Source organism: Shewanella sp. 2_MG-2023, from assembly GCF_030548905.1.
Classification (GTDB): domain Bacteria; phylum Pseudomonadota; class Gammaproteobacteria; order Enterobacterales; family Shewanellaceae; genus Shewanella; species Shewanella electrodiphila.
This window is the reverse complement of sequence record NZ_JAUOSO010000004.1, coordinates 1-26,300: the sequence shown is the minus strand read 5'-3', so window position 1 is coordinate 26,300 and position 26,300 is coordinate 1. Positions and strand designations below refer to the sequence as shown.

Annotated in this window: 18 protein-coding genes; 9 read left to right on the top strand and 9 right to left on the bottom strand. The window is 40.2% G+C overall.

Features of this window, described 5'->3' with window-relative positions; genetic code table 11:
- Window positions 1–59: 59 nt before the first annotated feature.
- The 8 genes from Q4600_RS05535 to ampD form a co-directional block, all read right to left on the bottom strand.
- On the bottom strand, window positions 60–2,285 hold the full coding sequence (locus Q4600_RS05535; RefSeq protein ID WP_303513585.1) for a patatin-like phospholipase family protein: 2,226 nt from the start codon (window positions 2,283–2,285) through the stop codon (window positions 60–62).
- Window positions 2,286–2,418: 133 nt separating this feature from the next.
- Complete coding sequence (locus Q4600_RS05530; protein WP_303513582.1) at window positions 2,419–6,876, bottom strand: EAL domain-containing protein; 4,458 nt, start codon at window positions 6,874–6,876, stop codon at window positions 2,419–2,421.
- Between the two features lie 214 nt (window positions 6,877–7,090).
- Window positions 7,091–8,518 (bottom strand): dihydrolipoyl dehydrogenase, encoded by a 1,428-nt coding sequence (gene lpdA / locus Q4600_RS05525; protein ID WP_102527417.1) that lies wholly within the window; start codon window positions 8,516–8,518, stop codon window positions 7,091–7,093.
- Between the two features lie 156 nt (window positions 8,519–8,674).
- On the bottom strand, window positions 8,675–10,633 hold the full coding sequence (gene aceF / locus Q4600_RS05520; RefSeq protein WP_303513578.1) for a dihydrolipoyllysine-residue acetyltransferase: 1,959 nt from the start codon (window positions 10,631–10,633) through the stop codon (window positions 8,675–8,677).
- Between the two features lie 11 nt (window positions 10,634–10,644).
- Window positions 10,645–13,308, bottom strand: a complete 2,664-nt coding sequence (gene aceE / locus Q4600_RS05515) for a pyruvate dehydrogenase (acetyl-transferring), homodimeric type (RefSeq protein WP_229369670.1) — start codon at window positions 13,306–13,308, stop codon at window positions 10,645–10,647.
- A 74-nt stretch (window positions 13,309–13,382) separates the two neighbouring features.
- The gene (pdhR, locus tag Q4600_RS05510) at window positions 13,383–14,135 is read right to left on the bottom strand and encodes a pyruvate dehydrogenase complex transcriptional repressor PdhR (RefSeq protein ID WP_102527414.1); all 753 of its coding nucleotides are present in this window, start codon (window positions 14,133–14,135) and stop codon (window positions 13,383–13,385) included.
- 394 nt (window positions 14,136–14,529) lie between these two features.
- Entirely contained in the window at window positions 14,530–15,381 is an 852-nt protein-coding gene (ampE, locus tag Q4600_RS05505) for a beta-lactamase regulator AmpE (RefSeq protein ID WP_303513570.1), read from the bottom strand.
- 104 nt (window positions 15,382–15,485) lie between these two features.
- Window positions 15,486–16,034 (bottom strand): 1,6-anhydro-N-acetylmuramyl-L-alanine amidase AmpD, encoded by a 549-nt coding sequence (ampD, locus tag Q4600_RS05500; RefSeq protein ID WP_303513567.1) that lies wholly within the window; start codon window positions 16,032–16,034, stop codon window positions 15,486–15,488.
- A 204-nt stretch (window positions 16,035–16,238) separates the two neighbouring features.
- Here ampD and nadC point away from each other — a divergent pair, with 204 nt between their 5' ends.
- From nadC to mutT, 9 genes are all read left to right on the top strand, one after another.
- The gene (gene nadC / locus Q4600_RS05495; RefSeq protein ID WP_303513564.1) at window positions 16,239–17,117 is read left to right on the top strand and encodes a carboxylating nicotinate-nucleotide diphosphorylase; all 879 of its coding nucleotides are present in this window, start codon (window positions 16,239–16,241) and stop codon (window positions 17,115–17,117) included.
- 1,095 nt (window positions 17,118–18,212) lie between these two features.
- Window positions 18,213–18,629 carry a prepilin-type N-terminal cleavage/methylation domain-containing protein gene (locus Q4600_RS05490; protein WP_303513558.1) on the top strand — a complete coding sequence of 139 codons (417 nt, stop codon included), beginning with the start codon at window positions 18,213–18,215 and terminating at the stop codon, window positions 18,627–18,629.
- A gap of 136 nt (window positions 18,630–18,765) precedes the next feature.
- The gene (gene pilB, locus Q4600_RS05485) at window positions 18,766–20,478 is read left to right on the top strand and encodes a type IV-A pilus assembly ATPase PilB (RefSeq protein ID WP_303513556.1); all 1,713 of its coding nucleotides are present in this window, start codon (window positions 18,766–18,768) and stop codon (window positions 20,476–20,478) included.
- 55 nt (window positions 20,479–20,533) lie between these two features.
- The gene (locus tag Q4600_RS05480; protein WP_303513554.1) at window positions 20,534–21,796 is read left to right on the top strand and encodes a type II secretion system F family protein; all 1,263 of its coding nucleotides are present in this window, start codon (window positions 20,534–20,536) and stop codon (window positions 21,794–21,796) included.
- Between the two features lie 31 nt (window positions 21,797–21,827).
- Window positions 21,828–22,757, top strand: a complete 930-nt coding sequence (locus Q4600_RS05475; protein WP_303513552.1) for an A24 family peptidase — start codon at window positions 21,828–21,830, stop codon at window positions 22,755–22,757.
- Between the two features lies 1 nt (window position 22,758).
- On the top strand, window positions 22,759–23,364 hold the full coding sequence (coaE, locus tag Q4600_RS05470) for a dephospho-CoA kinase (protein WP_303513548.1): 606 nt from the start codon (window positions 22,759–22,761) through the stop codon (window positions 23,362–23,364).
- A 9-nt stretch (window positions 23,365–23,373) separates the two neighbouring features.
- Window positions 23,374–24,111, top strand: coding sequence for a cell division protein ZapD (gene zapD, locus Q4600_RS05465; protein ID WP_303513545.1), 738 nt, complete (start codon window positions 23,374–23,376; stop codon window positions 24,109–24,111).
- A gap of 41 nt (window positions 24,112–24,152) precedes the next feature.
- Window positions 24,153–24,362 (top strand): DNA gyrase inhibitor YacG, encoded by a 210-nt coding sequence (yacG, locus tag Q4600_RS05460; RefSeq protein ID WP_102527406.1) that lies wholly within the window; start codon window positions 24,153–24,155, stop codon window positions 24,360–24,362.
- A gap of 9 nt (window positions 24,363–24,371) precedes the next feature.
- Window positions 24,372–24,770, top strand: coding sequence for an 8-oxo-dGTP diphosphatase MutT (gene mutT, locus Q4600_RS05455; RefSeq protein WP_303513541.1), 399 nt, complete (start codon window positions 24,372–24,374; stop codon window positions 24,768–24,770).
- A gap of 186 nt (window positions 24,771–24,956) precedes the next feature.
- Here mutT and Q4600_RS05450 read toward each other — a convergent pair.
- Window positions 24,957–26,101, bottom strand: a protein-coding gene (locus Q4600_RS05450; protein WP_303513538.1) for an IS3 family transposase whose coding sequence is annotated in 2 segments (ribosomal slippage) — window positions 24,957–25,846 and window positions 25,846–26,101 — 1,146 coding nt in all. Because the reading frame shifts where the segments join, the coding sequence is not laid out codon by codon here.
- Window positions 26,102–26,300 lie beyond the last annotated feature (199 nt).

The window sequence follows — 26,300 nt, the reverse complement described above, 5'->3', positions numbered from 1 at the left end:
TATTTACATCATAAAAAAAGCTGCCCTATGGCAGCTTTTTTTATGATGCTATTTAACGGTTAGAAGTTTTTACCGATGAATAGATAGAATGCTTGTTCACCCGTGTCAGTAAAGCCCACGCCCAAGGCTGCAGGCCCCCAGCTAGTGTCTGTACCAAGATATAAACTGCCAGCATAAATCAGATCATCTAAATCTACATTATCTCTATTAACCCAGACATTACCGCCTTCGAAACTGGTACCAAGGTATAAAGGAACATCTGACAGTAATACATCACGTCCTAAGTCATATTGATAAATTAACGCACCAAATGCTTTATGTGCCCCAGCTAATGCGCCTTTGTGATACCCCGATAAGTTTAAGAAGCCACCAAGCTCAGAGACATGTAATGTAAACTCTCTGTCCACATCAACGGTTGCAAGCTCTACCTTGCCCACAATAGCGTGATTACCTAGCTTTAACGCACCTTTCCAATCTGCTTCGTAGTGCCATGATAGCTCACCGGAATCTTCGATTATGGCGCCTTTATATTCTTCATCACGAACTGATGCTTTAAATGTGAGACGCTGTCCTTCGGTTGGGAAACTAATGCTATTTAGCGTATCGAAGGTTGCCATGAAGTAACCCCCTTTCGACTTGTAATCCAAATCGATTTGCGACACGGCACGGTTTGATAAAGTACCGGCTTCTCCCACGGCACCTAATTCAATTAAGCCTGCATGGGAATAATTGTAACCTACGCCAACCGCAAACTGATGTAAGGCGTTTTTTAGTTCATACTCTCGTTCATTGCCATCGTAGAAATCCCAATCTTTGATTTCATATTCATAATGAACACGGCCGTAGTAATCTTGGTCTTTACTGAACGGCTGATAAAATTCAGTACTAATACGTTTCTCGTACCCTAACTGCACTTCATTGCGCCATTCTCCACCATTATTAGTCAGTTCACCCATGGTGTAGGCTAAGCTTAAGGTTATCGCTGAGTCTAACGTAAAGTCATCTTCCCAATTAAAACCAACATCAAAATAATTCGGTCCCCAAGATTTAGCATGTGTATTGATGGTTAGTATGCGTCCTTCTTCAGTGTCTTCAAATTCAGCATCAACACGCTCGAACTTATTCAATGAATATAGCCGCTTTACTCCAGCCTCTAATGCTTCTTTGGTGATAACCTCACCTTCTTTAAGGTTCAACTCCTCACGTAACAATCGCTCGCTAACCTTGGAATCATTGACGAATACAATTTGCGTAGCAGGACGGTTAACTTGATTCACTAGTCGGTTTTTAATTTGTTTTTTATCAGCTTGATATTGCTGATACTCTTTCTCACTGACACCTAAATGAGCCAGCATTGGCAATGCTGCTTCACCTGCTATTCGACCCGCTTCTAATGCCTGAGGCATAATTTCAAAATCAGTGGTACTCATATTATCAATAGCAGGGCGAATAAGCACATCACCTTCAACCAGTAATGTCTTCTGATGTTGAGTCGTGGCCATGGTCAGAATAGTCGATAGCTGTTCAAGTACCGCTATCGTGCTATCCAGCTCTTCTTTAGAGGCCAATGGTGAGCCAATATCAATCGCTATCACAACATCGGCGCCCATCGCTTTAATCACATCGATAGGCATATTGTTGGATATACCACCATCAACCAATAATTTTCCATCTATCTCAGCAGGTTGAAGTGCGCCAGGAACGGTCGCAGAAGCTTGCATGGCTTTGACAATACTGCCTTTTGCTAATATCACAGCATGGCTGGTCGTTAAGTCTGTGGCCACGGCGCGAAACGGAATAGCTAAGTCGTCGAAGTCGCCAAACTGTTCAACCAAATCGGTTGAGTCACGCAATAACTGCGACATGGTCTGGCCTCGTAACAAGCCACTAGGTGCAGCAAGGCCGCCATCTTTATAACCTACGTTAATGGGGATATTGAATTTATCGCGGTGTTGTTTGTCTCGAAATGAAAGGTCTTCACGGGGAATGGTATCTGAATAACCTTCTGCCCATGGAGAGTTAAGCATGATGTCTTCAATTTCAGTGGCGGTATAACCCAGTGCATACATACCACCGACATAGGAGCCAATACTGGTACCCGTGACATAATCCACCGGAATGCGGTTTTTCTCTAGTACTTTAAGCACGCCAATATGAGCAGACCCTTTTGCTCCACCACCACTTAATACTAATCCGACTGAAGGTCGTTCTTGAGCATAAGCCATACTTATGACCATACTCAGTACTATACTCAGTAACATTAGCAGTGTGATTTTGCGCCCCATATAAAGGATCCCTTTCTTTAAGTTATTATCGGCGCCATTCTAACAAAGAAACCCCAACATTAATAAAACCTTTTAAACACTAAATTAACAGTTAGTGTTTTCATTAAGTCGTTCTCGAGTTTGAATTTCAATGTTATTCAGTATCAATTACGTCTATCCCAGTTGAGCTTGTTTCTGTTATACCAATAAAGGCATCTAGCTGTTCTCGCGGCATAGGTTTGGCAAAGTAATAGCCTTGAATGATATAACAGCCACGGCTAAACACTTGCTCCATTTGCTCATATGACTCAATACCTTCTGCGACTACATGTAACTTTAAATTTCTCGCAAGCTCTATAATACTGCTTACAATGGCTTGGTCAGCTTCGTTTGTCGCAATATCGATCAAGAAAGAACGATCAATCTTAAGTGTGTTCACTTCAAAATTTCGTAAATAAGCCAAAGATGAATAACCTGTACCAAAATCATCAATTGCGACTTCAATGCCTAGCTGTTTTAGCTTGGTTAAATGTGAGCCAGCCACCTGTAACTCTTTCATCAGCACGCCTTCAGTGATTTCTATCGCCAAGCAGTGAGGTGGCATACCCGTGTCTTCTAATATCGCTTTCAAACTGTCAATAAAATCAATTTGTCTGAACTGAACGGCGGATACATTGACCGATAATTGAAAAGGTTGGTCATACAATGCATACCAACGTGCACCGTCTGTACAAGCCTGTCTTAGCACCCAAAGATCAATATCAATGATCAATCCACATGATTCAGCCACTTTGATAAAGACATCTGGGCGAATAAAACCGTCTTCAGGGTGTTGCCAACGAATGAGCGCTTCCATCCCAATAAATTTATCTCCTTGAAGAATATCTATTTGTGGTTGGTAGAAAAGCGCTAGATCATTATTTTCCAATGCCTTACGTAATTCTGATTCAATTCTTAAATGATATTGCGCTTCGGCGTTTCGCTCTGCTGAATAATATTGGAAATTGCCTCGTCCCTCATCTTTAGCGTGATACATGGCCAAATCAGCATTTTTAATCAGGGTTTCAGGATCGAGTGTGTCTTCAGGCCACATGCTGATCCCAATACTGGTCGAAACAAAGAACTCTCGACCAAATAATTTAAAGGGGGCGCCAATTTCTTGAAGGATCTTTTCAGCGATCAAGTTTATTTGATCAACATCATCGGCATCTCTCAATAAAATCACAAATTCATCACCGCCAAAACGACACACAAAATGATTGTCACCCACACTGCGCTGCAATCGTTTCGCGGCTTCCACCAGCAAAGCATCACCCATACTATGTCCGTATGAGTCATTCACATGCTTAAAGCGATCTAAATCTAAAAACAATAATGCTAGTTTTTCATTTGTTCGCTGAGCTTGCTGTGTGATAGCACTCAATCGGCTATTGAACATAGAACGGTTTGCTAAACCAGTCAGCATATCGTTGTTGGCTAAATGACGAAGGTTTAACTCATTTTGTTTGCGGACTGTGATATCAGAGAAAACCACCACATAATGCTGGGTATTACCTTGCTTATCTAGCATGACAGAAATATTGGCCCACACAGGGAAATACTGCTTAGACTCGCCAATAAAAGTCAGCTCACCATTCCATGAACGCTTACTTTTCAGTAAATTATCAATAATTTCAGATTCGTTTTGTGAGGGTATCAATGACTCAAAAAATGCCCCAATTAACTGATTATGACTACTAGTTAATAACGTATTTGCCGCACTATTGAGCACTTTGATTTTTTTGTCATGATCAAGAATCAACATACCTTCTGACGTGTTCTCAAACGCTTTGGCGAACAGATCTATTTCGTTTTGCAGTTCTCGCTGCTCCGAAATTTCGGTATATATCCCAGCAACTTTAGTTAATTGCCCAGATTCAGCATCGCGTGACACCACTCGCCCACGAATACGCAGCCAACCGATCTTCTCCTCACCTCGATAGTAGCGAAACTCAACATCCACTGAATTGTGTTCACCTTTGAGTAAACCAATCCATTGTTGGTTCACTGTGTCTTTATCTTCTTCGATAATGGGTAAGTCAGAAATTAAATAAGAAAACTGCCGTCTTTCACCTAAAATACCTGATTGATTCTCAAAATGAATACGGTTTGAATTATTATCCCACTCCCATAAATCCGAATCACTGCCTCTTAAAGACTGGCGTAGCTTATCTTCGCTTTCTCTTAACGCGCTATTAATACCAATGACTCTTCGAACTTGCTTTTGACGTAACCATACCGATGTAAATGCGATAAATAATATAGTGAACAACACCAGCATTTTAAACCATTGTGATGCCCACCAATATTCATCCACTGTAAATTGAAATTGGAACGGCTCACTTGACCAAACCCCTTGCTGTTTATGAAGTAATTCCAGGGTATAAGCCCCAGCTCTTAAATCAGCAATATTAATTTGAGTTTGGCCTTCCAACAGAATGTAATTCGATTTCTTGTTCGAACCATCTAATCGTAAACGATATTTAATACTAATTGGTGCCGTATCAATATAATCAAACGTGGTCATTTGGAAACTAATCAACTTGGCATCTGGGCGAACAGTTTGAAATGAATCAGCGAGCAGATATAGTTCGGTTTCTGCTTCGTAATAAACTGAAATTGATTCTAGAGAGATTTGTTGACTACGGCTGCGATGTTCTAACTTCTCTACATCGACTAGCATAGCCCCGTCAGGGCTGCCGATATACAGGCCTGCCTTGGGATCATAAAACGCGGCTGCTTCATTAAATTCTGATGCAGTAAAACCATCGTGAACAGAAAATACTTCTATTGCTTCACTTTTTATATCTTGACGAATTAAGCTGTTTTCACAACCAATAAGATTATAACGTGCGGTTTTCTCGAAAAAATAAATCGTATCACATTCCACATTCCATACATCGTTAAATGAAGTGATTTCATGGGTTTGCAAATTGAATAACAATACACCTTCTTGATAAGTGCCTAACCATAAATGGTTATCATCGACTTGAAGAATATTATTGATGCCGACATTGGGATATTGACTGACAATGATATCAGACAAAGACACTAGCTTGTTCTGCTCATCAAGATAGCCTAGGTACTTGTTACCGCCGACCCAAAGCTTATTGCTTAGATCACGGTATATACTTGAAACCTTGGTTTTTGAATGCCTCTCGTCATCTGTAAATAATGGCTCCTGCCTTATATCCAAAAAACCAGGTTGCCAATAATGAATTTCGTTATGTGTTCCCCACCAGGTACGACCATTAAACTGTGGGTCATTGTATGAAATAAATAGTTCCTTTCCCCTTAAGTTATTACTATCAGGTGCAAACTCTGAAAAGTCGATTTCTTGATTAGACTGTTTGTCATATACAAAAAGGCCATTGGTTGTTGCTAATACAAGGTGTTTATCATCTAACGAAGAAGAGCTGTACACTGAGTCACTGCTTTCAAACTCATCAGGTAAAAATAAGCTCGTCGATACTGCTTGCTTATCAACAATATTAAGTCCTCCATCTCCACCTAACCACAACTTGTCACCCTCGGCATAGATGCTCCAAATCATTTCATTGACCAGTTTATATGGAGATGCCTTGTTGAAATAATCTAATAGAAAATCAGGTTTAAGGGCCAATAAAGCTAATCCTTCTCCCGATCCACCTATCCAAATTAAACCATGCTCATCGATAGCAATATCATCAACATAGTCAATGTCAGAATCACGTTTTAATTCATCTTTATAAGATTTAATCACTTGACTATCAGGCTGCCAAGAAAGGAGACCTGAAGTGGTCGACATCCATAAATGACCGAGCTTATCTTCAACTAATTGATAGATATTAAATGGGGCAATACTGACTTTGCTAATGTTTTTGTTAGTAAAATCAACGCTAAAAAGGCCTTTGTTTGAATATGCCCAAATATTTTGTTTTTTGTCGATAAATAAACCACGAATCGATGTATTTGGTACATTCCAATCAATGCTAGATTGTAACTCGCCCAGGGCATTCCTAAGCTCAATCCTATTGGTACTGGAGTATATAATTTGATTATCTTGTAAATGATTGATGCTATTCCAGGATAAAGTATCATCCAATACAAGGCCGTAATCTAACTGCAATGTGCTGCTATCAAGCGTCATCACACGTCCCGACTCTGTTAATAGCATCACATTATCATTAGCGAGTGTGGTGTGACTGGTAATAGGGTCGTTATCAAAGTTATCAACAGGGTCTATTAGCAGATTATAAAATTGATTTGTTGAAATATCATAAAGGGTGAGTGATAAATCACTTTTGAGTAACAGATGAGTCTTGCCCACTTTGATTAATGATTTGATATTTTCGTAATTTAACGCATCTGCACTACCTGGCTGGTCTATTCGACGTACAGTTGAACTGCTGACTCTATAAAGACCTTGCTGAGTCGCTAGCCACACATAACCGTAATCATCAAACGTAATATCATTAATGGTGTAATCAACGAGTCCATCTTTGGCATCAAAAAGTCGCTGTACAAGGTTTACCGCAGCGGCTTGCGTGCAAAAAACAATAGCCAGAAACACGATAGTAAAAAACTGGTTCACGCGTTTTATCATTTTTATGTGAGTACTCTTATGACGAATCGTTTTGTTTGGGCGTTTCCTTGCAAGAAAAAATAGGCTTCATGCCTGACGGTAACTGAACAGATAAAATATCACTATTGATACATTCTTTTAATATATCACTTACATGTAAACTTAGACCAAAAAAAAGCACCCCGAAAGGTGCTTTATTACAAAATGCTACAGTTGTTACCGCTTACTTTTTCTTCTTTGCCTTTGGATTTGGCAAATCAGTAATTGAACCTTCGTAAACTTCCGCAGCAAGTCCAACAGACTCATGTAATGTTGGATGAGCATGAATCGTTAGTGCTAAATCTTCAGCATCACAACCCATTTCAATTGCTAGGCCAATTTCACCTAATAATTCACCACCATTAACACCAACAACAGCACCACCGATAACACGATGAGTTTCTTTGTCGAAAATTAACTTAGTCATACCGTCACTTGCATCTGAAGCAATTGCGCGGCCACTTGCAGCCCAAGGGAAACTAGCGGTTTCGTATGAAACGCCCTGCTCTTTTGCTTCTTTTTCAGTTAGGCCTACCCACGCTACTTCTGGGTCAGTATAAGCAATTGATGGGATAACTTTAGGGTCGAAGAAGTGCTTAAGACCTGAAATAACTTCAGCGGCAACATGACCTTCATGCACACCTTTGTGAGCAAGCATTGGTTGACCAACGATATCACCGATAGCGAAGATGTTAGGTACGTTAGTACGTAACTGCTTATCAACATTGATAAAGCCACGCTCATCAACATTAACGCCAGCTTTTTCAGCATCGATAGATTTGCCGTTTGGTGTACGACCAATAGCCACTAAAACAGCGTCGTAACGGATAGGTTCAGCTGGTGCTTTCTTGCCTTCCATTGTGACGTAAATACCGTCTTCTTTTGCTTCAACCGCTGTCACTTTGGTTTCAAGCATCAAGTTGAATTTCTTCTTGATCTTCTTAGTGAAGATACGAACGATATCTTTGTCTGCAGCTGGAATAACTTGGTCAAACATTTCAACCACGTCAATTTCACTACCGATTGATGAGTAAACTGTGCCCATTTCTAGGCCAATAATACCGCCACCCATAACTAACAACTTACCAGGCACTTCTTTAAGCTCTAGTGCGTCAGTCGAGTCCCAAATACGTGGGTCTTCATGTGGAATAAACGGTAGCTCAATTGGGCGTGAACCAGCAGCGATAATCGCGTGTTCAAAGTGGATCACTTTAACGCCGTCTTCACCTTGTACTTCAATAGTGTTTGGCGAAGTGAATTTACCGTAGCCATTAACCACATCAACTTTACGCATTTTAGACATTCCGCCTAATCCGCCAGTTAACTGACCAACTACTTTTTCTTTAAAGCCGCGAAGTTTTTCTAAATCAATAGTTGGCTCACCGAATACAACACCGTGATGCGCAACTTCTTTCGCTTCTTCGATCACTTTAGCTACGTGTAAAAGTGCTTTTGAAGGGATACAACCCACATTCAAACAAACACCGCCTAACGTGCTAAAACGTTCAACAATAACCGTTTCTAAACCTAAATCTGCAGCTCGGAATGCTGCTGAATAGCCTGCAGGGCCTGAACCAAGTACTACTACCTGAGTTTTGATTTCGTTACTCATGTTTTCCTCTATTTTTCTCTTGTTGGCGGAAAAACCGTCCAAACTGCAAAATGTGGGCAAATCTTGTAAGGTGGCCGCATTTTACCCTTTGTTTGATACTGATCACAATCCTGTGACGAGATAAAAAAGGCTGCTCACAGTGAGCAGCCTTTTTCTTTACAAAATTAACGTACGGATATCGCTAAGAATGCTAGATAATGTCACGCTGAAACGCGCAGCCATTGCACCATCAATTACACGATGGTCATATGACAATGACAGAGGCAACATGAGCTTAGGCTCAAAGTCACTGCCATTCCATTTAGGCTTCATTTCCGACTTAGACACACCTAAGATAGCCACATCAGGATAGTTAACGATTGGGGTAAACGCAGTGCCACCAATGCCACCTAAACTTGAGATAGTAAAACAGCTACCCTGCATATCTGCAGACTTAAGCTTGCCATCACGAGCGCGGACAGAAATGTCCATTAGCTCACGTGAAAGCTCAACAATGCCTTTCTTATCAACGTCACGCACAACAGGAACCATCAAGCCATTTGGTGTATCAACTGCAACACCAATGTGGAAGTATTTCTTCTGGATTAATGACTCACCATCTGCACTTAAACTTGAGTTAAACACTGGGAATTCAGCTAATGCTTTTGCTACTGCTTTCATCATAAAGACCAGCGGAGTTATCTTGTAATCTGCTTTCTTTTTCGCAGCAAGTGTATTCTGCTCTTTACGGAATGCTTCTAACTCAGTGATATCAGCTTCATCAAATTGGGTCACATGTGGAATAGTGACCCAGTTACGATGTAAGTTAGGCCCAGAAATCTTCTGGATACGGCTTAATGGAATTTCTTCCACTTCACCAAACTTACTAAAATCAACTTTAGGTGCAGCAATCACATTCAATCCACCTGCGCCACCAGCAACAGCTGTAGCAGCAGACGCTTTAGGACGACTAAGTTCATACTTAATGAATGCTTGAACGTCTTCTTTAAGAATACGTCCTTTACGGCCTGTACCTTTAACTAAAGTCAGGTCAGCACCAAATTCACGCGCTAAGCGGCGAACAGCTGGTGATGCATGTACTGCACCTGTTTTAGGCTGACTGCCCGCACTTGGATGATGTGGCACTGGCGCAGCTTTTACTGGCGCAGGAGCCGCAGCAACGGGTGCTGGTGCACTAGCTGCTGGAGCGGGTGCGCTAGCAACTGGCGCAGCAGTCGATATGGTTTCAACGGTAGCAATGATGCTACCTTGAGACACTTTATCGCCTACATTTACCGTTAAACTAACAAGCTTACCTGCGAATGGCGCTGGTACTTCCATGGTTGCTTTATCTGTCTCAAGGGTAATTAATCCCGTATCAACTTCAAGCACATCACCAACGGCAACCAATACTTCAATCACGTCGACATCAGCAGCATCACCAATATCTGGCACTGCCACTTCTTTCACTTCAACAGTACTAGTTGCAGGAGCCGCAGGAGCTGGTGCACTTGTAGCAGGAGTTGCTAATGATGCAGCAGCGGTCGCGCCTACTTCTAACATCAGTACTAATGAACCTTGAGAGACTTTGTCGCCAACAACGACTTTAAGCTCTTTGACAACACCAGCAGAAGGCGCAGGCACTTCCATTGTCGCTTTGTCTGTTTCAAGGGTAATTAAGCCAGTATCAGCTTCAATGGTTTCGCCAACGCTAACGAGTACTTCGATAATATCGACGTTATCAGCATCACCAATATCAGGCACTGAGACTTCAATGATTTCTGTACCACCAGTTACGGGCGTTGCACTCACAGGTGCTACAGGAGCTGTCGCTTCTGGCGCAGATGCTGGAGTCGCAACAGGAGCCGGCGCTGCAGCTTCCGCAGGTGCCGATTCTGATGCAGCATTAAGCATTGCAATCAGTTTACCTTCTGAAATCGTGTCCCCTACAGCTACTTTTAGCTCTGCAACGGTACCAGCAAATGGTGCTGGAATATCCATTGTCGCTTTATCGCTTTCAACCGTAAGAATTGAATCTTCTGCAGCGATGTCATCACCAACTGCAACACAGACTTCAATAACCTGAACTTCATCACCACCGATATCAGGAACCAAAACTTCTTTTAATTCAGCCATTTTGTTTCTCTCTATGCGTACTGTGGATTAATCTTATCAACGTCGATACCATATTCTTTGATGGCTTTAGTGAGCACATCAACTGGTATTTCGTTACGGTCAACAAGGGCTTTTAATGAAGCAACAACGATGAACTTAGCATCTACTTCAAAGTGGTGACGTAAGTTGTCACGGCTATCACTGCGACCGAAACCGTCAGTACCTAGCACTTTGTAATCTGTAGGAATGTAAGCACGTAATTGCTCGCCGTAAACCTTCATATAATCTGTAGCAACAATTGCTGGCGCATCTTTTGATAGCACTTCAGAAATATAAGGTACTTTTGGCGCTTCAGTCGGATGGAGCATGTTATAACGCTCAGCTGCTTGGCCATCACGAGTTAACTCGTTAAAGCTAGTCACGCTGAATACATCTGCAGTAATACCAAAATCTTTTGATAACGCGACAGCTGCTTTGCGCACTTGCTCTAAGATAGTACCGCTACCCATTAATTGGACAGAACCTTTACCACTACCTTGAAGGGTTTCTAACTTGTAGATACCTTTAACAATGCCTTCTTCGCTGCCTTCTGGCATAGCAAGTTGTTCGTAGTTTTCGTTCATCGTTGTTAGGTAGTAGAAAACATCTTCCTGCTCACCATACATGCGACGAATACCATCTTGAACAATCACTGCGATTTCGTAACCGTAAGTCGGGTCATAAGAAATACAGTTTGGAATCGTATTCGCAAGTACATGGCTGTGACCATCTTGATGCTGAAGACCTTCACCATTCAATGTAGTACGACCAGATGTACCACCCACCATGAAACCACGAGCTCGCATATCACCTGCTGCCCATGCCATGTCGCCAATACGTTGGAAACCAAACATTGAGTAGTAGATGTAGAATGGGATCATTGGGGTATCGTTAACTGAGTAACTTGTTGCCGCAGCAACCCAAGATGACATTGCACCTAACTCGTTAATACCTTCTTGCAATACTTGGCCGGTTTTATCTTCACGGTAGTAAGCAACTTGATCTGAATCTTGTGGTTCGTACTTTTGCCCTTCATGAGCATAAATACCCACTTGGCGGAATAAACCTTCCATGCCAAAGGTACGTGCTTCATCAGGAATAATCGGTACGATTTGTTTGCCGATTTTTTTGTCTTTTAACAATGCAGTTAAAATACGTACAAATGACATTGTGCTTGAGATTTGACGACCGTTAGAACCTTTAAGTACTGAATCGAAAATCTTCAATGATGGTACTTCGATATCTTGTGAGAATTTCTCAAGACGTTTTGGCATAGCACCATGTAAAGTTTCACGGCGCGCTTTAAGGTACTTAACTTCTTCTGAGTCAGCACCAGGATGATAGTAAGGAATATCTTCTAACTGATCATCGCTAATTGGGATATTGAAACGATCGCGGAAGTACTTAAGCGATTCTACACCCATTTTCTTCACGTTATGCGCGATGTTTTTACCTTCACCTGCATCACCCATACCATAACCTTTTACTGTTTTAGCAAGGATTACTGTTGGACGACCTTTGGTATTTTTAGCATGTTGTAGTGCAGCATAAATCTTAACTGGATCATGACCACCACGGTTTAGACGCCAAATGTCATCATCTGACATGTTAGCAACCATTTCCGCTGTTTCAGGATATTTGCCAAAGAAGTGCTCACGAGTGTACGCACCACCTTTCGCTTTACAGTTCTGGTATTCACCATCAACGGTTTCTTCCATCAACTGCAATAATTTACCGCTAGTGTCACGTGCAAGTAATGGATCCCAGTAGCGACCCCAAATCACTTTAACAGCTTCCCAGCCTGCACCACGGAATTCGCCTTCTAGCTCTTGAATAATCTTGCCATTACCACGAACAGGACCATCAAGGCGTTGTAAGTTACAGTTAACGATAAAGACTAAGTTATCTAATTCTTCACGGGCAGCAAGACCGATAGCACCTAATGTTTCAGGCTCATCACACTCACCATCACCCAAGAAACAGTAAACAGTTTGTTCAGAGCAATCTTTTAAGCCACGGTCAGTAAGATACTTAAGGAAACGTGCTTGATAGATTGCTTGAATCGGACCAAGACCCATCGATACCGTCGGGAACTGCCAGTAGTCAGGCATTAACTTAGGATGCGGGTATGAAGATAAACCTTTGCCATCAACTTCTTGACGGAAACCGTTCATTTGATCTTCGCTAATACGCCCTTCAAGGAACGAACGAGAATAAATACCCGGTGCGATATGACCTTGGTAATAAACTAAATCGCCGCCGTCTTTTTCATTTGGAGCACGGAAGAAGTGGTTAAAACACACGTCATAAATAGTCGCACTAGAGGCAAAACTTGAAATGTGACCACCTAGTTCTAAATCTTTTTTAGAACCACGTAATACCATTGCAAGTGCATTCCAACGAACGATTGCACGAATGCGACGTTCCATTTCCTGATCGCCAGGCATATGCGGCTCTTGGCCTGAAGGAATCGTATTCAAATAAGCTGTCGTCGCTTTATATGGTAGATGGGTACCATTGCGGCGAGCTTTATCGATTAATTGTTCAAGTAGAAAATGCGCACGTTCAGGGCCTTCTTGCTCTAATACGGCTTGCAGTGAATCTACCCATTCTTGAGTTTCTAATGGATCTAAGTCTTGTAGCATATCTTCAGACATGTCGCTGTCCTTCTCTAGATACTGATAATTAATGTGTTTCGGTCAATTTATAATGATTATCACTATAATTTGTATCAAACACCGCTCTTTAAACGGCGCAAGCTACGCTGCAACCGACTGTCTTCTTCCCTCACAGACAACATGACTTCCTCGATGTAACTTAAATGTTCGTTCGAGGCTTCACGTGCCGCATCAGGGTCGCGACGAACGATAGCAGCGAGTAATGCTCGTCTGTGCTCATTCGCCATTGTAGATGCTTCTTCGCGGCGGCTTAGAAGCTCTAGGTTCTGTGCTACGTTCTTGTGCAACACAGGGGTTAAACTAAGTACTAGGTGTAACATCGCCACATTATGTGAAGCTTCGGCAACAGCACGATAAAAACGTACAATCGCATCTGCTTGTGCTTCAACATTAGCTGCAGCTTCCACTTCGTTGATAGAACGCTTAATGCTTTGCATATCAGCGTCATTTCCACGAAGTGCGGCAAAATAAGCCATCATTCCTTCTGTTGCATGACGAAATTCCAGTAAGTCATACTGACTTTCTGAATCATTGTGCATCAACTCAACAATAGGATCGGCGAGGCTTTGCCATAGTTGTTCTTTTACATAGGTGCCACCACCTTGGCGACGCATTAAAAGCCCTTTGGCTTCTAGCTTCTGGATCGCTTCGCGTAATGAAGGACGAGACACTTCAAACTGCAAAGCCAGTTCACGCTCAGGCGGTAACTTCTGGCCAGGCTGTAAACTACCTTCAAGGATCATGCGCTCTAATTGCTCCATGATCACATCTGAAATTTTAGGCTGGGTTATTTTGCTATAAGCCATTTGGCCCTCAGCTCCGTTGTCAATTGGTCTTACCAATTTATATGAGATAGCGCACTTTATCAAATCAAACATTTGATGTCTAGTTAGGCTAGTGTTGAATGGATGTTAGGTGAAGGTTTTAAACGCTCGACTTCGTAATAGAATAAGAGCATAACGAAAAAAACCTTCAAAGGGGTCTGACCATTTACTAAACGCGACCACGGAAGGGCTGCGAATCAAGTAAACCTATTCAAAGTGATTACATCAGCCACATTTTCTGTTAAACATTAGCAGTAAATGCAGCAATTGAATGGTTAAAAAATAAAAACTGTTTTTCTATTTCAATTTAATATTAGTTATACATTAATTAATATTAATCATTCGTATTTATAAAGATTAGCAATCTCGCGTCAACCTAACTCACTAATCCAAAAATCGTTAGCACCGATAGTACGGTAAGCAGCAAAATAAAGTTACGTTTACTGAGTGCCAGTAATGCCAGTGTTGGTTGTACACAAACAGGAGCTGAAGTTGACTCAGGAAGTGTTTCAGCGGCGAGCGCGGTATAAGTGACAATATTTTTAGCTGAATTGTTAGCGTTAAATACTTGCTTGCGCCATTCTGAAATCCCAGATGCAAAATGCCCACTCAACACAAAACCAAAACTGAACACCCGACTCGGGATCCAATCAAGCAAAAAGAGTAATTGACTGATAAATGGCATATCGAGTTTATTCTGTTGATTATATTGCTCATAAAAACGAACTGAACAATAAAGTACTGCGCCAACAGGGCCAAAGAAAATCAGAAATAATGCCACTGCGCCGTAATAGCGGTAATTAACCCAAGCAACCGTTTTACCGATTTGCAGGCCTAAATCTTTTTCATCAATGGCATCTAAACATTCAGTACAATCTAGGTGCTCAGCGTAATGGTAACAAGCTTGTACATCTCCACGGCAGGCCGCCAACATGTACTTTTTAAAACTACTACGAAGAGATTGATGACTTAAACAAAAAATAGCAATTGCAACCCATAACAACAGGGTAACCAAGTCATAAAACACACCGTCTATGAGAAATAATATAAGAAAAACAATAATGGCAGGAATTAACACCACTGCAGAAACAGCAAGCGGTGAATCAAACTTGTTATCTTTCCAAAACAATTGCTGATACTTGGCTAGCATTGAATCAAACTGCCAATTGGCAGGTAAAAGCTTAAGCCTTTCGACCATGATCGCAATTAATAAAGAAAATAGTGCCATGTGACTCCTGTTTACAGCTTTAGAAGTGAAAGCTTAAAAAATCTGGTTGATGTTGGTATATGAATCAACTGCAATCGAGAATGTGCATTAATTGAGACTCACACTTAACCCGATAGCATTCCCAAATAGCGTTGCCAATCAAAGCTCTCCCCTGGGTCTGTTTTACGTCCAGGTGCTATGTCGCAATGTCCTACTATTTGACTTTGATTAAGCATAGGATATTCATTAAACAACTCCAAGGTTAATTGCACTAAAACTTGATATTGCTCATTGGTATACGGTTCTGTATCAGTCCCTTCAAGCTCTATACCAATGGTAAAATCATTATAGTTTTCACGGCCATTAAAGCTAGAAACCCCTGCATGCCAAGCCCTGTCATCACAGCTTACATATTGCACAACTTCCCCATCACGGCGAATTAAAAAATGAGCAGAGACTTCAAGTCCCACTAATTCGCTAAAACTAGGATCAGCATTGGTATCTATACATCCCTGAAATAAACCGTCGATATGAGGTAAACCATAACAACCCGCAGGTAAACTGATGTTATGAATCACCAAGCCACTCACTTCATTTAAAGGTCGTTGATTAAAGTGTGGCGACTTACATATACGGGCAGCTTGATGCCACCCAGCTTGAATCATGTTTTTCATATTACAGTTAAGTCACTTAATGCCGAGTAGAGAGAAGATAATAAAAGAACTTTGTCGTTAATTAAACAAGCTCAATGTAACAGCTCAATGCTATATTTTAAAATAACAACTGTGGTAAAGTTGCCTGCATACCTGTTTTATTATCAGCTGGCTGAATTTGACATACTCCAGCTTGATGTCGCTGTAATAGCAAGGACTAAGCACATGATTGAAAACGATATCCGACAAGCCGTAAAAACAGCGCTTGATGAAGACTTAGGTCATACCCCTTCCCATACACCCAAAGATATTTTAGCTGCCGATATAACCGCACAACTTATTCCAGCTGATAAATACGCAGAAGCTGTATTAATCACTCGAGAAGAGGGCGTTTTTTGCGGAAAAGCATGGGCAGAACAAGTCTTTAATCAACTCGGTGGTGATGTGGCGCTGCATTGGCATGTTGATGACGGTGACTTATTAGTAGCCAACCAAGTGCTATGTGAATTATCAGGGCCAGCTCGAGCTATTTTAACTGGCGAGCGCACGGCAATGAACTTCATCCAAACCTTATCGGGTGTTGCCAGCTTAACCAAACACTATGTTGACAAGTTAGCGGGTACCCACACCCGACTACTAGACACTCGAAAAACCATCCCAGGCCTGCGTACAGCACAAAAATATGCAGTCACTTGCGGTGGGGGCAAGAATCACCGCATTGGTTTATTTGATGCATTCTTAATCAAAGAAAACCATATTATGGCCTGCGGCAACATTGATTTAGCGATTAAAGCGGCTCGAAAGCTAGATAATGAAAAACCAGTAGAAGTAGAAGTAGAATCTATAGCTGAACTTAATGAAGCACTCGAAGCAGGCTCTGACATTATTATGCTGGATAATTTTGACGTCACTATGATGATAGAAGCAGTAGCACTTAACCACGACTTCAAAGCGCAAGGGAAAGGAGCAAAGCTTGAAGTGTCGGGTAATGTCACCATCGATACCATTGCTGACTTTGCGAAAACAGGTGTGGATTATATTTCTGTAGGCGCGCTAACAAAGCATGTCAAAGCGTTGGATTTGTCGTTAAGGTTAAAAGGCTAGTTTCTAGCACTAAGTTATTAGCCTTTGGCAGCTAGACGTTAGAGCTAAACGATCGAGGCTTTCATTCTAATACTTCATAGTACTAATAACGGTATGGAGTCTGCCTAATACTATAAATTATCCAACAAAAAGCACTCTATTCAAGAGTGCTTTTTTAATACTTCATCTCAAAGCTAATTAGCAAGTAAAATAATACCCATCCAGTGAGATGATTAACTAACTTAGGGTTACTTATCTAAGCTTGCTTGTATTAGCTTACTTGAATTAGTTTGTTTATCTAAGGTTACATACTTAAGAATAGCTTATATTGATAACCTCTTGTTGCTGAGCATCAAAATACAAATCTAAACTCTCAATATTGCATTCGCTTAACTTTCTGAAGTTTTCAACTCATCCCAAGTGGTCATACCATATATTTAAGCACTAAAGATATAGTACATTTTTCTACTAATTTTATTTTCTGAACAAGCCATATTTTTGACTTTCAAAAACTTCAGTCAATTAATCCACGACACCTCAAAAAATGTCATCATTTTGTTGCGAAACCAGTGCCAACAAGGGCTTAAATTACATTTTCCTGGCTTTTTTTACACTTTAAGCCTGCAAGGTATTCCCTTTTTGATAACTTTATAATAACGTTCACTACAGGCGAGTATAATTTCAAGCTAAACTTTTTTACAAATTACTTTTCAAAGCGTTACAGGCGTAACATTTGTTGGTTTTTGATAGTAAATGATTGAAGCCACCTTGACTGAAACACTCCTTTAACAATATTTCAGTAAAGTTATATTGTTTGTTGCCGTTAGTAGATAAAGTGGCGATTATTTAATCTCTACTCTATCCTGTAACTGTAAACTTTAAAGAATGAAGTAATAGGTTGACCCACCAAATTACTTTCATCGTTGTATAGCAACATTTGGTGAGTCGCACTTTTAAAAGCATTAACAGTTTTAAAAGTTAATAAAAAATACACTAGTTTATTAATGCTAGAAGGATTGTGGTGATAGGACACCAGTTAGCATGACTAAGGGCCTTTAGTTATGTTGAGTTTCACGGAATAGAACAACCCCGAAGCAACACATAGAGAGATAAAAAATGAAAAGCATTAACCAAATCAAAAACGCTAAGGGTTTTACTCTTATTGAATTAATGATCGTAGTAGCGATCATCGGTATTCTTGCAGCAATCGCATTGCCTGCTTATAAAGATTATGTAACATCTGCACAAGGTGGTGCAGCAATGAAAGGTATTACATCTTTTTCAACTAAGGTACAAACTTGTATTACTACAGGTATTGGTTGTACTGGTATTGCAGCAGAAGCAGCTAAAAATAGTAAATTTGGAACAGTAGCAGCTGATCCTGCTCAAGATGGTACTTTCTCTTTAGCATGGACTGAGCCTAAATGTGTACTTACAGCTTCTTATGATGCGGAAGGCGGGGTTTCATTTGTTATGACAAGTGGCGTTGCTGCAGATTTAACAATATGTAAAAAAGGTGCAAATTTACCTTAGAGAGCAATTATTTAGCTTAAATTAAGCTAGAAGATTTGCAAAAAAAAAGCAGCTTTATGCTGCTTTTTTGACTTTGGTAGATATAGCAGTTTATGCAATAATCAAAAGTATCATTATGTTAGCAGAGTAAAATAGCATGGCGGCATCAGGTCTGAATTTAGGTCTTTCAACATTATTTATACGAAAAAACTTGTTATCTGAAGAACAAGTTGCAATTGCTATTAGTCAATCTCGAAAATCTAAACATCCTCTGGTTACGACAATTATTCAAACAAAGTTACTTTCACCTCGTGAAATTGCCGAATTATGCTATGAAGAATACGGTGCACCTCTACTAGATCTAGCTGAATTTAATTTTAATGATATTCCCGAAGATATTCTAAATAAGAAACTCATTGCTAGTCACAAGTGCCTTCCTTTATTCAAACGCGGTAACAGGCTATTTATTGCGACTTCCGATCCTACCAACATCGCTGCATTAGAAGATTTTCAATTTAGCTTAGGGCTACATGCTGAAGCTATAATTGTTGAAGATGATAAACTAACAAATGCATTAGAAAAAATACTAGAAGAAGATATTTCAGGTCTTGGTCTTGATGGCATCGACGAAGAAGCACTTGCTGGCATTGAAGTTACAGATACTGATAAAAAACATGAAGAACAGGAAGCTGAAAGTAGTGATGATGCACCAATTGTTATTTACATAAATAAAATCCTAACCGACGCTATTCGCAAAGGCGCTTCAGACTTACATTTTGAGCCTTATGAAAAACGCTATCGCATCCGCTTCCGTATTGATGGCATCTTACATGAGGTTTCAGAGCCACCTGTCAATCTATCCAACCGAATCTCTGCTCGATTAAAAGTGATGTCAAAGCTTGATATTGCTGAGCGCCGCGTGCCCCAAGATGGCCGCATAAAAATGAAACTGTCGCGAACTAAATCGATTGACTTTCGTGTCAGTACCTTGCCCACCATTTGGGGCGAGAAAATTGTTATGCGTATATTGGATTCTTCGTCTGCACAACTTGGTATTGAAAAGCTTGGCTATGAAGATGACCAGCGCGAGCTTTATGAACAAATGCTCGCTAAACCCCAAGGAATGATTTTAGTTACCGGCCCAACAGGATCTGGTAAGACTGTTTCTTTGTATACCGGACTTAATATTCTTAACACTGAAGAACGCAATATTTCCACTGCAGAAGATCCAGTAGAGATTAATTTGGAGGGTGTTAACCAAGTTCACATAAACCTCAAGGCAGGTTTAACATTTGCTTCGGCACTGCGTTCATTCTTACGTCAGGATCCAGATGTGGTCATGGTCGGTGAAATTCGAGATTTAGAAACAGCAGAAATCGCCATTAAAGCTGCACAAACTGGTCATTTAGTACTATCCACCTTACATACTAACTCGGCAGCAGAAACATTAACCCGCTTAATCAATATGGGGGTGCCTGGTTATAACATCGCTAGTTCAGTAAACCTGATAATTGCACAGCGCCTAGCAAGGCGTTTATGCCCTGAATGTAAATCACCAGAAGATGTACCAAAAGAAGAGCTACAGCGTTTAGGTTTTACAGAAGATTCTATTAACACAGGCTTCACTGTTTATAAGCCCATTGGCTGCGAGCATTGCTCTGGCGGTTATAAAGGCCGCGTGGGTATTTATGAAGTAATGAAAATGACAGACGAAATATCAAGAACAATTATGGAAGGTGGCAACTCTTTGCAAATAGCGAGTCAAGCTAAGGTAAGTGGTATGCGTGACTTACGCTTATCTGGTTTATTGAAGGTCACTAAAGGTATTACTAGTATTGCAGAAGTAAATCGAGTGACAAGTTTCAATTAAATTGTGATTACTTGAATTAAGCATTGCACATAATAAATAGAAAAGGATTTGCTTTATGGCAACAGCATCGGCAAAAAGAAAGCCCAGAACAAAAAAAGAAATAAAACATCAACCTAAGGTTTTTACTTTCGAATGGAAAGGTGTCAACAGGGACGGTCAAAGAACCTCAGGTGAGCTTCGAGGCGCTACAATTTCTGAAATTAGAAGTATACTAAAGGCCCAAGGCGTAACCCCTAAAGGTGTCCGCAAAAAGTCAGCTTCTTTATTCAAATCTGAGAAAAAAATCACTGCTATGGACATTGCAATGATTACTCGGCAGATATCGACCATGCTTTCAGCGGGCGTACCATTAGTAACCACAGTGGAATTATTAGGGCGCGGTCACGAAAAGGCTAAGATGAGAGAATTACTTGGGAGTATTTTGACAGATATACAATCAGGAATACCTTTATCAGACGCTTTAAGGCCTAACAGACTTTACTTTGATGACTTATATGTTGACCTTGTCGCTGCAGGGGAACACTCAGGTTCTTTAGATGCAGTGTTTGATAGAATTGCAACATATAAAGAAAAGTCTGAAGCTCTGAAATCTAAAATTAAAAAAGCGATGTTTTATCCAGCAGCTGTAGTTATTGTAGCTATAGCTGTTACCACATTATTACTACTGTTCGTAGTTCCACAATTTGAAGAAATTTTTGCAGGCTTTGGTGCTGAACTACCTGCTTTCACACAGTTTGTTCTAGGTATATCAAGAGCACTTCAATCATATTGGTATATCATCGCTGCAATTATTTTTACGTTAATATTTGCATTTGTAAGAACACATAGAAACTCAAAAACTTTTAGAGATAAAGTAGATGCTTTCATTCTGAAGATACCAGCTATAGGCCCTATTTTACACAAAGGAGCCATGGCCAGATTTGCTCGAACTTTAGCTACTACATTCGCAGCTGGTGTACCATTGATTGACGGACTGGAATCAGCTGCTGGCGCTTCTGGTAATGCTGTATATAAAAAAGCATTACTTAAAGTTCGACAAGAAGTAATGGCTGGTATGCAAATGAATGTAGCCATGCGAACAACTGGTCTTTTTCCTGACATGCTAACTCAAATGGTAATGATTGGTGAAGAGTCCGGTGGATTAGATGATATGCTAAATAAAATTGCTAATATCTATGAAATGCAAGTTGATGACGCAGTAGATGGTCTTTCAAGCCTAATTGAACCAATTATGATGGTTGTTATTGGAACTGTTGTTGGTGGATTAATTGTTGCTATGTATTTACCAATTTTCCAAATGGGTAAAGTTGTTAGCTAATCTGACAGTTAAATGAAAAATAAGAATTATAATGACAGAATTTACGAACACTTTTTTTAATTCGATGAGCCAAAGCCCTTGGCTCTTTATTTCAATCAGCTTTATTTTTGCAGCTACTATTGGCAGCTTTTTAAATGTAGTCATTCATCGCTTTCCTGTGATGATGAAACGTGAGTGGCAAAGTGAGTGCAATTATTATCTCACTGAGTATCACCCAGATATAGTCAAAGAAGTGGGTGAGAAAAGGTTAAATAAACCCATCGATGATTTTCCAAAGAAATATAATCTAGTTATTCCTGGTTCCGCTTGCCCTAAATGTAAAGCAGATATTAAGCCTTGGCATAACTTACCAATTTTAGGTTGGCTAGCGCTGGGCGGTAAATGTGCTAACTGCAAAATTAAAATTAATGCCAGATATCCAGTTTTTGAATTAATAACAGGTTTGCTTATTGCCACATTAGCGTGGCATTTCGGGCCAACGTGGCAATTCCTGTTTGCTTCAATACTTACTTTTGTATTAGTAGCACTCACCGGCATTGATTTAGATGAAATGTTATTGCCAGATCAATTAACCTTACCTCTTTTATGGCTAGGCCTGATTATTAATCTAAAAGGAATTTATGCAAGTCCAGCAGATGCGATTATTGGCGCGACTGCGGGTTACTTAAGCCTTTGGTCTGTATTTTGGCTATTTAAAATAGTGACCGGAAAAGAAGGCATGGGATACGGTGACTTCAAATTACTCGCTGTATTTGGTGCGTGGCTAGGCTGGCAATTTCTTCCTTTAATTATTCTACTGTCATCTTTAGTTGGCGCAATTGTGGGTATATCAATGATGCTGGCTAAAAACCTCGGTAGAGATAATCCAATTCCGTTTGGTCCTTATATTGCGATTGCTGGTTGGATAGCACTTATTTGGGGTCAAGATATCATTAATTGGTATTTAGGAACGCTGATTTAATATGGCAAACTTCATAGTTGGCTTAACTGGGGGGATTGGCTCAGGCAAAACCACAATAGCGAATCAATTCTCAGAACTCGGTATTGAACTTGTTGATGCCGATATTATTGCCCGAGAAGTCGTTGAGCAAGGTACAACAGGTTTAAGTCAGATTATTTCGCGCTATGGCATGGATATTTTAGATTCATCAGGAAAGCTCGATAGAACTAAATTAAGGTCTAAAGTTTTCGACGATGAGCAAGAAAGGCAATGGTTAAATAATTTACTGCACCCTTTGATTAGAAAAAAAATGTTAGCAGCAGTCAAAAATGCTAATTCTCCCTATGTTATTATGGTTGTACCCTTGCTATTTGAGAATGGGTTAGATAGTTTAGTCAATACGACTTTAGTGGTGGATATTCCACCACATGAACAGGTAGCAAGAACAGCTAAGCGAGATGGGGTTAATTCAACACAAGTTGAAAAAATCATAAACCGTCAAATATCTAGGAAATTAAGATTATCAAAGGCTGATGCAGTCATTGACAACACACTTCCCCTAGAAGAAGTACGGAAAACTGTTCAGTTATTACATTCAAGCTACCTTGACCAAGTATCAACAGCATAGATAATAATAATGAATAACGAACTGATTTACGAGCAACCGCTTAACGAAAAAACGAGAAGCTACCTTCGTTTAGAGTATTTGGCTGACCAGTTAGCGATGCACACGGAATCAGATCATCAACACCATTGTTTTTATCCATTATTTTCTCTTGCCGAATTAACAGACAGATGTGATTATCGAACAGATATTCTCAAAGACATTGATAAGCAACTCATTGTTTTAAGTAAGTGGCACGCTTTACCTCACGTAGATAAAAAACAAATTCAACATATCATCGATCAACTCAATGCCTCAAAAGCCCCCCTTCAAACCAATGAGCGAATTGGTTGTCATTTAAAAAAAGATAGATTTATTGCAGCGCTGAAACAAAGATTTGGCATGCCTGGAGCCTGCTGTAATTTTGATTTACCACAATTGCATTTTTGGTTATCAAAAGATTGGCCACAAAGACAAGCAGATCTTCGCAGTTGGGTTGAAAATTTTGTACCAATATTGACACCGATAAAGCTATTGTTAGATCTAACGAGAAGTACTGCTGAGTTTCGTTCCTCTGAAGCTCTGCAGGGGTTTTATCAAGGAAACAGCGTTCAAACCTTGTCTTTGATAAGAGTAAAAATAGATTGCAGCCAAAGTTGTTATCCAACAATTAGCGGACATAAAAATAGATACGCCATCCACTTTGTCGGTTTTGAAAACCAAAAACACACAGATAATTTAGTTAAATTCAAACTAGCAACTTGCCACTAAAATCTTTACTATCTCCCTGTAACTAACAGTGAGTAATTTATATGCCTATATCTGTAAAATGCCCAACCTGCCAAGAAAATGTTGACTGGACGCCTGACGAAAAATTTAAACCTTTTTGTAGTGAGCGTTGCAAAATGATAGATCTGGGTGACTGGGCAAGTGAAAAACATGCCATACCTGTGAAGCCAGAATTTGATCACGAAACACTGGATAGTGAAGGTTTCGATGAAGGCGATTTTTTCAAACATTGAATAAAAAAAATGAAAAGAATCCATGTTGCAGTTGCTATTATAGTTAATACAGAGCAAGAGATATTAATTGCTAAAAGACACCAGCACCTTCACCAAGGTGGAAAGTGGGAATTTCCAGGTGGTAAGGTGGAAAATAAAGAAAGTGTCTCCCAGGCTCTAATTAGAGAGCTTAAAGAAGAAGTAAATTTAGATGTTCACGCTACAACTTCATTTATGGAAATATCACATGATTATCCTGATAAGCATGTATTGCTAGGCATACACCTAGTAAAGGACTTCCAAGGCAATGCAGAAGGTATCGAAGGACAACAAATTAAATGGATTCCTTCTTCGGAACTTAAAAATTATGATTTCCCAAAAGCTAACCAACCAATAATTGATAAATTTTTGGAGTTGATAGCTAATTAAGTTAGGCATTTGAGTTGTTTCAGCCTAATCAACAAGATTTATGTCAACACTCGACTTGAAGTACAACTAACAACTTCGTTAATTCATCTTTTGCACACCAACAATTCCCCATAAATCTTAGTTTAAATATCATAATTCCAAACTGATGTGGTCAAGTAAATCTGTACACGCTTAGGGGGGATTTTCTTATGCCGCCATTTCAGCTGCCGTTGGGATCATATAATTATTGTAACTATGCCCGCGCTTTGTATTGTAATGTTTCAATATGTAGTTCAACACATCATGCTTTGCTTCATCAAAATGTTGATATCCGTTCTTTGGCATCCATTCCGTTTTATAGCTTCTAAAAAAACGCTCCATTACGGCATTATCCCAGCAATTCCCTCGACGGCTCATGCTCTGATTTATTTGATATTTCCAAAGCATCTGTCGATATTGGAGACTGCTGTAGTGACAACCTTGGTCTGAATGAAATAGTAGACCTTTAGGCCGCCCACGACTTTCAAAAGCCATTCTTAAAGCCGCGCAGGTCAAATCTGTATTCGGACTATCAGCACAAGCCCAGCCAACCACTTTCCTCGCATATAAATCCATGACTACCGCTAAATATAACCATTTTGTTCCAGACCAAATATAGGTGACATCGCCACACCAAACCTGGTTTTTCGCTTTTACATTAAACTGTCTTTTAAGCAGGTTAGGGGCAATTTTTGACTCATCTTTCGCTATTTTGTATCGATGTTTTCTGAGCTGAGTGCTAACCAGACCTGCATGCTTCATCAAACCAGCCGCTTTATAGCGACCGATATTTTCGCCTTGCTGATTTAATTGACCTGCAATGGTTCTAGCCCCCGCAGAGCCTCGACTATCACTGTGTATCACAACAGCTTGCTGGCATAATCGCTGATAATCTGGATTAACAATGCCGCGATGTTTTAGGTGATAGTGATAGCTACTTCGTGGCACTTCAAACAACTGACATAGTTGCTTAACAATGCTTTGCTCTCTTGATAATGACTCAATTAACGCTATCGTTTGATGTTGTCTTGCATTAAGAGAGCGGTAGCCTTTTTTAGGATATCTTTCTCCCATTCAATCTTCTTTATTTGAGCCTCAAGCTCTTGAATTCTCTTTTGTTCGGGCGTTAGCGCTTTTGTTGATGGTGTAATACCACTAAATTCTTCTTTGAGTTGTGCAACCCACCGCCTAATAGCCGTTGGGCCTACGCCTGTTGCTTCACAAGCTTCTCGAACGCTATAGCCTTGTTTAATCACAAGGTTAGCCGCATCAATTTTGAATTCTGTTGAGTAAGTAGGTTGAGTTGTCATCATTTTTACACCAATTTATCTTAAGGGGAGTTTACCCCATATCGGTGTACAGATTCATTAAGCCACATTAAACACAAAAAAGCCCGCTACGTAAGTAACGGGCTATCTGCTCTCAATTAAGAGAAATTAGGCGCTTGGCAATGACCTACTTTCACATGGGGAGACCCCACACTATCATCGGCGCGATTGCGTTTCACTACTG

Excerpts from the sequence above, each read along its gene's own strand:
- Q4600_RS05475 (WP_303513552.1), top strand. The coding sequence starts at position 21,828 with ATGACAGAATTTACGAACACTTTTTTTAATTCGATGAGCCAAAGCCCT.
- mutT (WP_303513541.1), top strand. The coding sequence starts at position 24,372 with ATGAAAAGAATCCATGTTGCAGTTGCTATTATAGTTAATACAGAGCAA.
- pilB (WP_303513556.1), top strand. The coding sequence starts at position 18,766 with ATGGCGGCATCAGGTCTGAATTTAGGTCTTTCAACATTATTTATACGA.
- ampE (WP_303513570.1), bottom strand. The coding sequence starts at position 15,381 with ATGGCACTATTTTCTTTATTAATTGCGATCATGGTCGAAAGGCTTAAG.
- pdhR (WP_102527414.1), bottom strand. The coding sequence starts at position 14,135 with ATGGCTTATAGCAAAATAACCCAGCCTAAAATTTCAGATGTGATCATG.
- nadC (WP_303513564.1), top strand. The coding sequence starts at position 16,239 with ATGATTGAAAACGATATCCGACAAGCCGTAAAAACAGCGCTTGATGAA.
- lpdA (WP_102527417.1), bottom strand. The coding sequence starts at position 8,518 with ATGAGTAACGAAATCAAAACTCAGGTAGTAGTACTTGGTTCAGGCCCT.
- aceF (WP_303513578.1), bottom strand. The coding sequence starts at position 10,633 with ATGGCTGAATTAAAAGAAGTTTTGGTTCCTGATATCGGTGGTGATGAA.
- Q4600_RS05490 (WP_303513558.1), top strand. The coding sequence starts at position 18,213 with ATGAAAAGCATTAACCAAATCAAAAACGCTAAGGGTTTTACTCTTATT.
- Q4600_RS05535 (WP_303513585.1), bottom strand. The coding sequence starts at position 2,285 with ATGGGGCGCAAAATCACACTGCTAATGTTACTGAGTATAGTACTGAGT.
- zapD (WP_303513545.1), top strand. The coding sequence starts at position 23,374 with ATGAATAACGAACTGATTTACGAGCAACCGCTTAACGAAAAAACGAGA.
- ampD (WP_303513567.1), bottom strand. The coding sequence starts at position 16,034 with ATGAAAAACATGATTCAAGCTGGGTGGCATCAAGCTGCCCGTATATGT.
- Q4600_RS05480 (WP_303513554.1), top strand. The coding sequence starts at position 20,534 with ATGGCAACAGCATCGGCAAAAAGAAAGCCCAGAACAAAAAAAGAAATA.
- aceE (WP_229369670.1), bottom strand. The coding sequence starts at position 13,308 with ATGTCTGAAGATATGCTACAAGACTTAGATCCATTAGAAACTCAAGAA.
- yacG (WP_102527406.1), top strand. The coding sequence starts at position 24,153 with ATGCCTATATCTGTAAAATGCCCAACCTGCCAAGAAAATGTTGACTGG.
- coaE (WP_303513548.1), top strand. The coding sequence starts at position 22,759 with ATGGCAAACTTCATAGTTGGCTTAACTGGGGGGATTGGCTCAGGCAAA.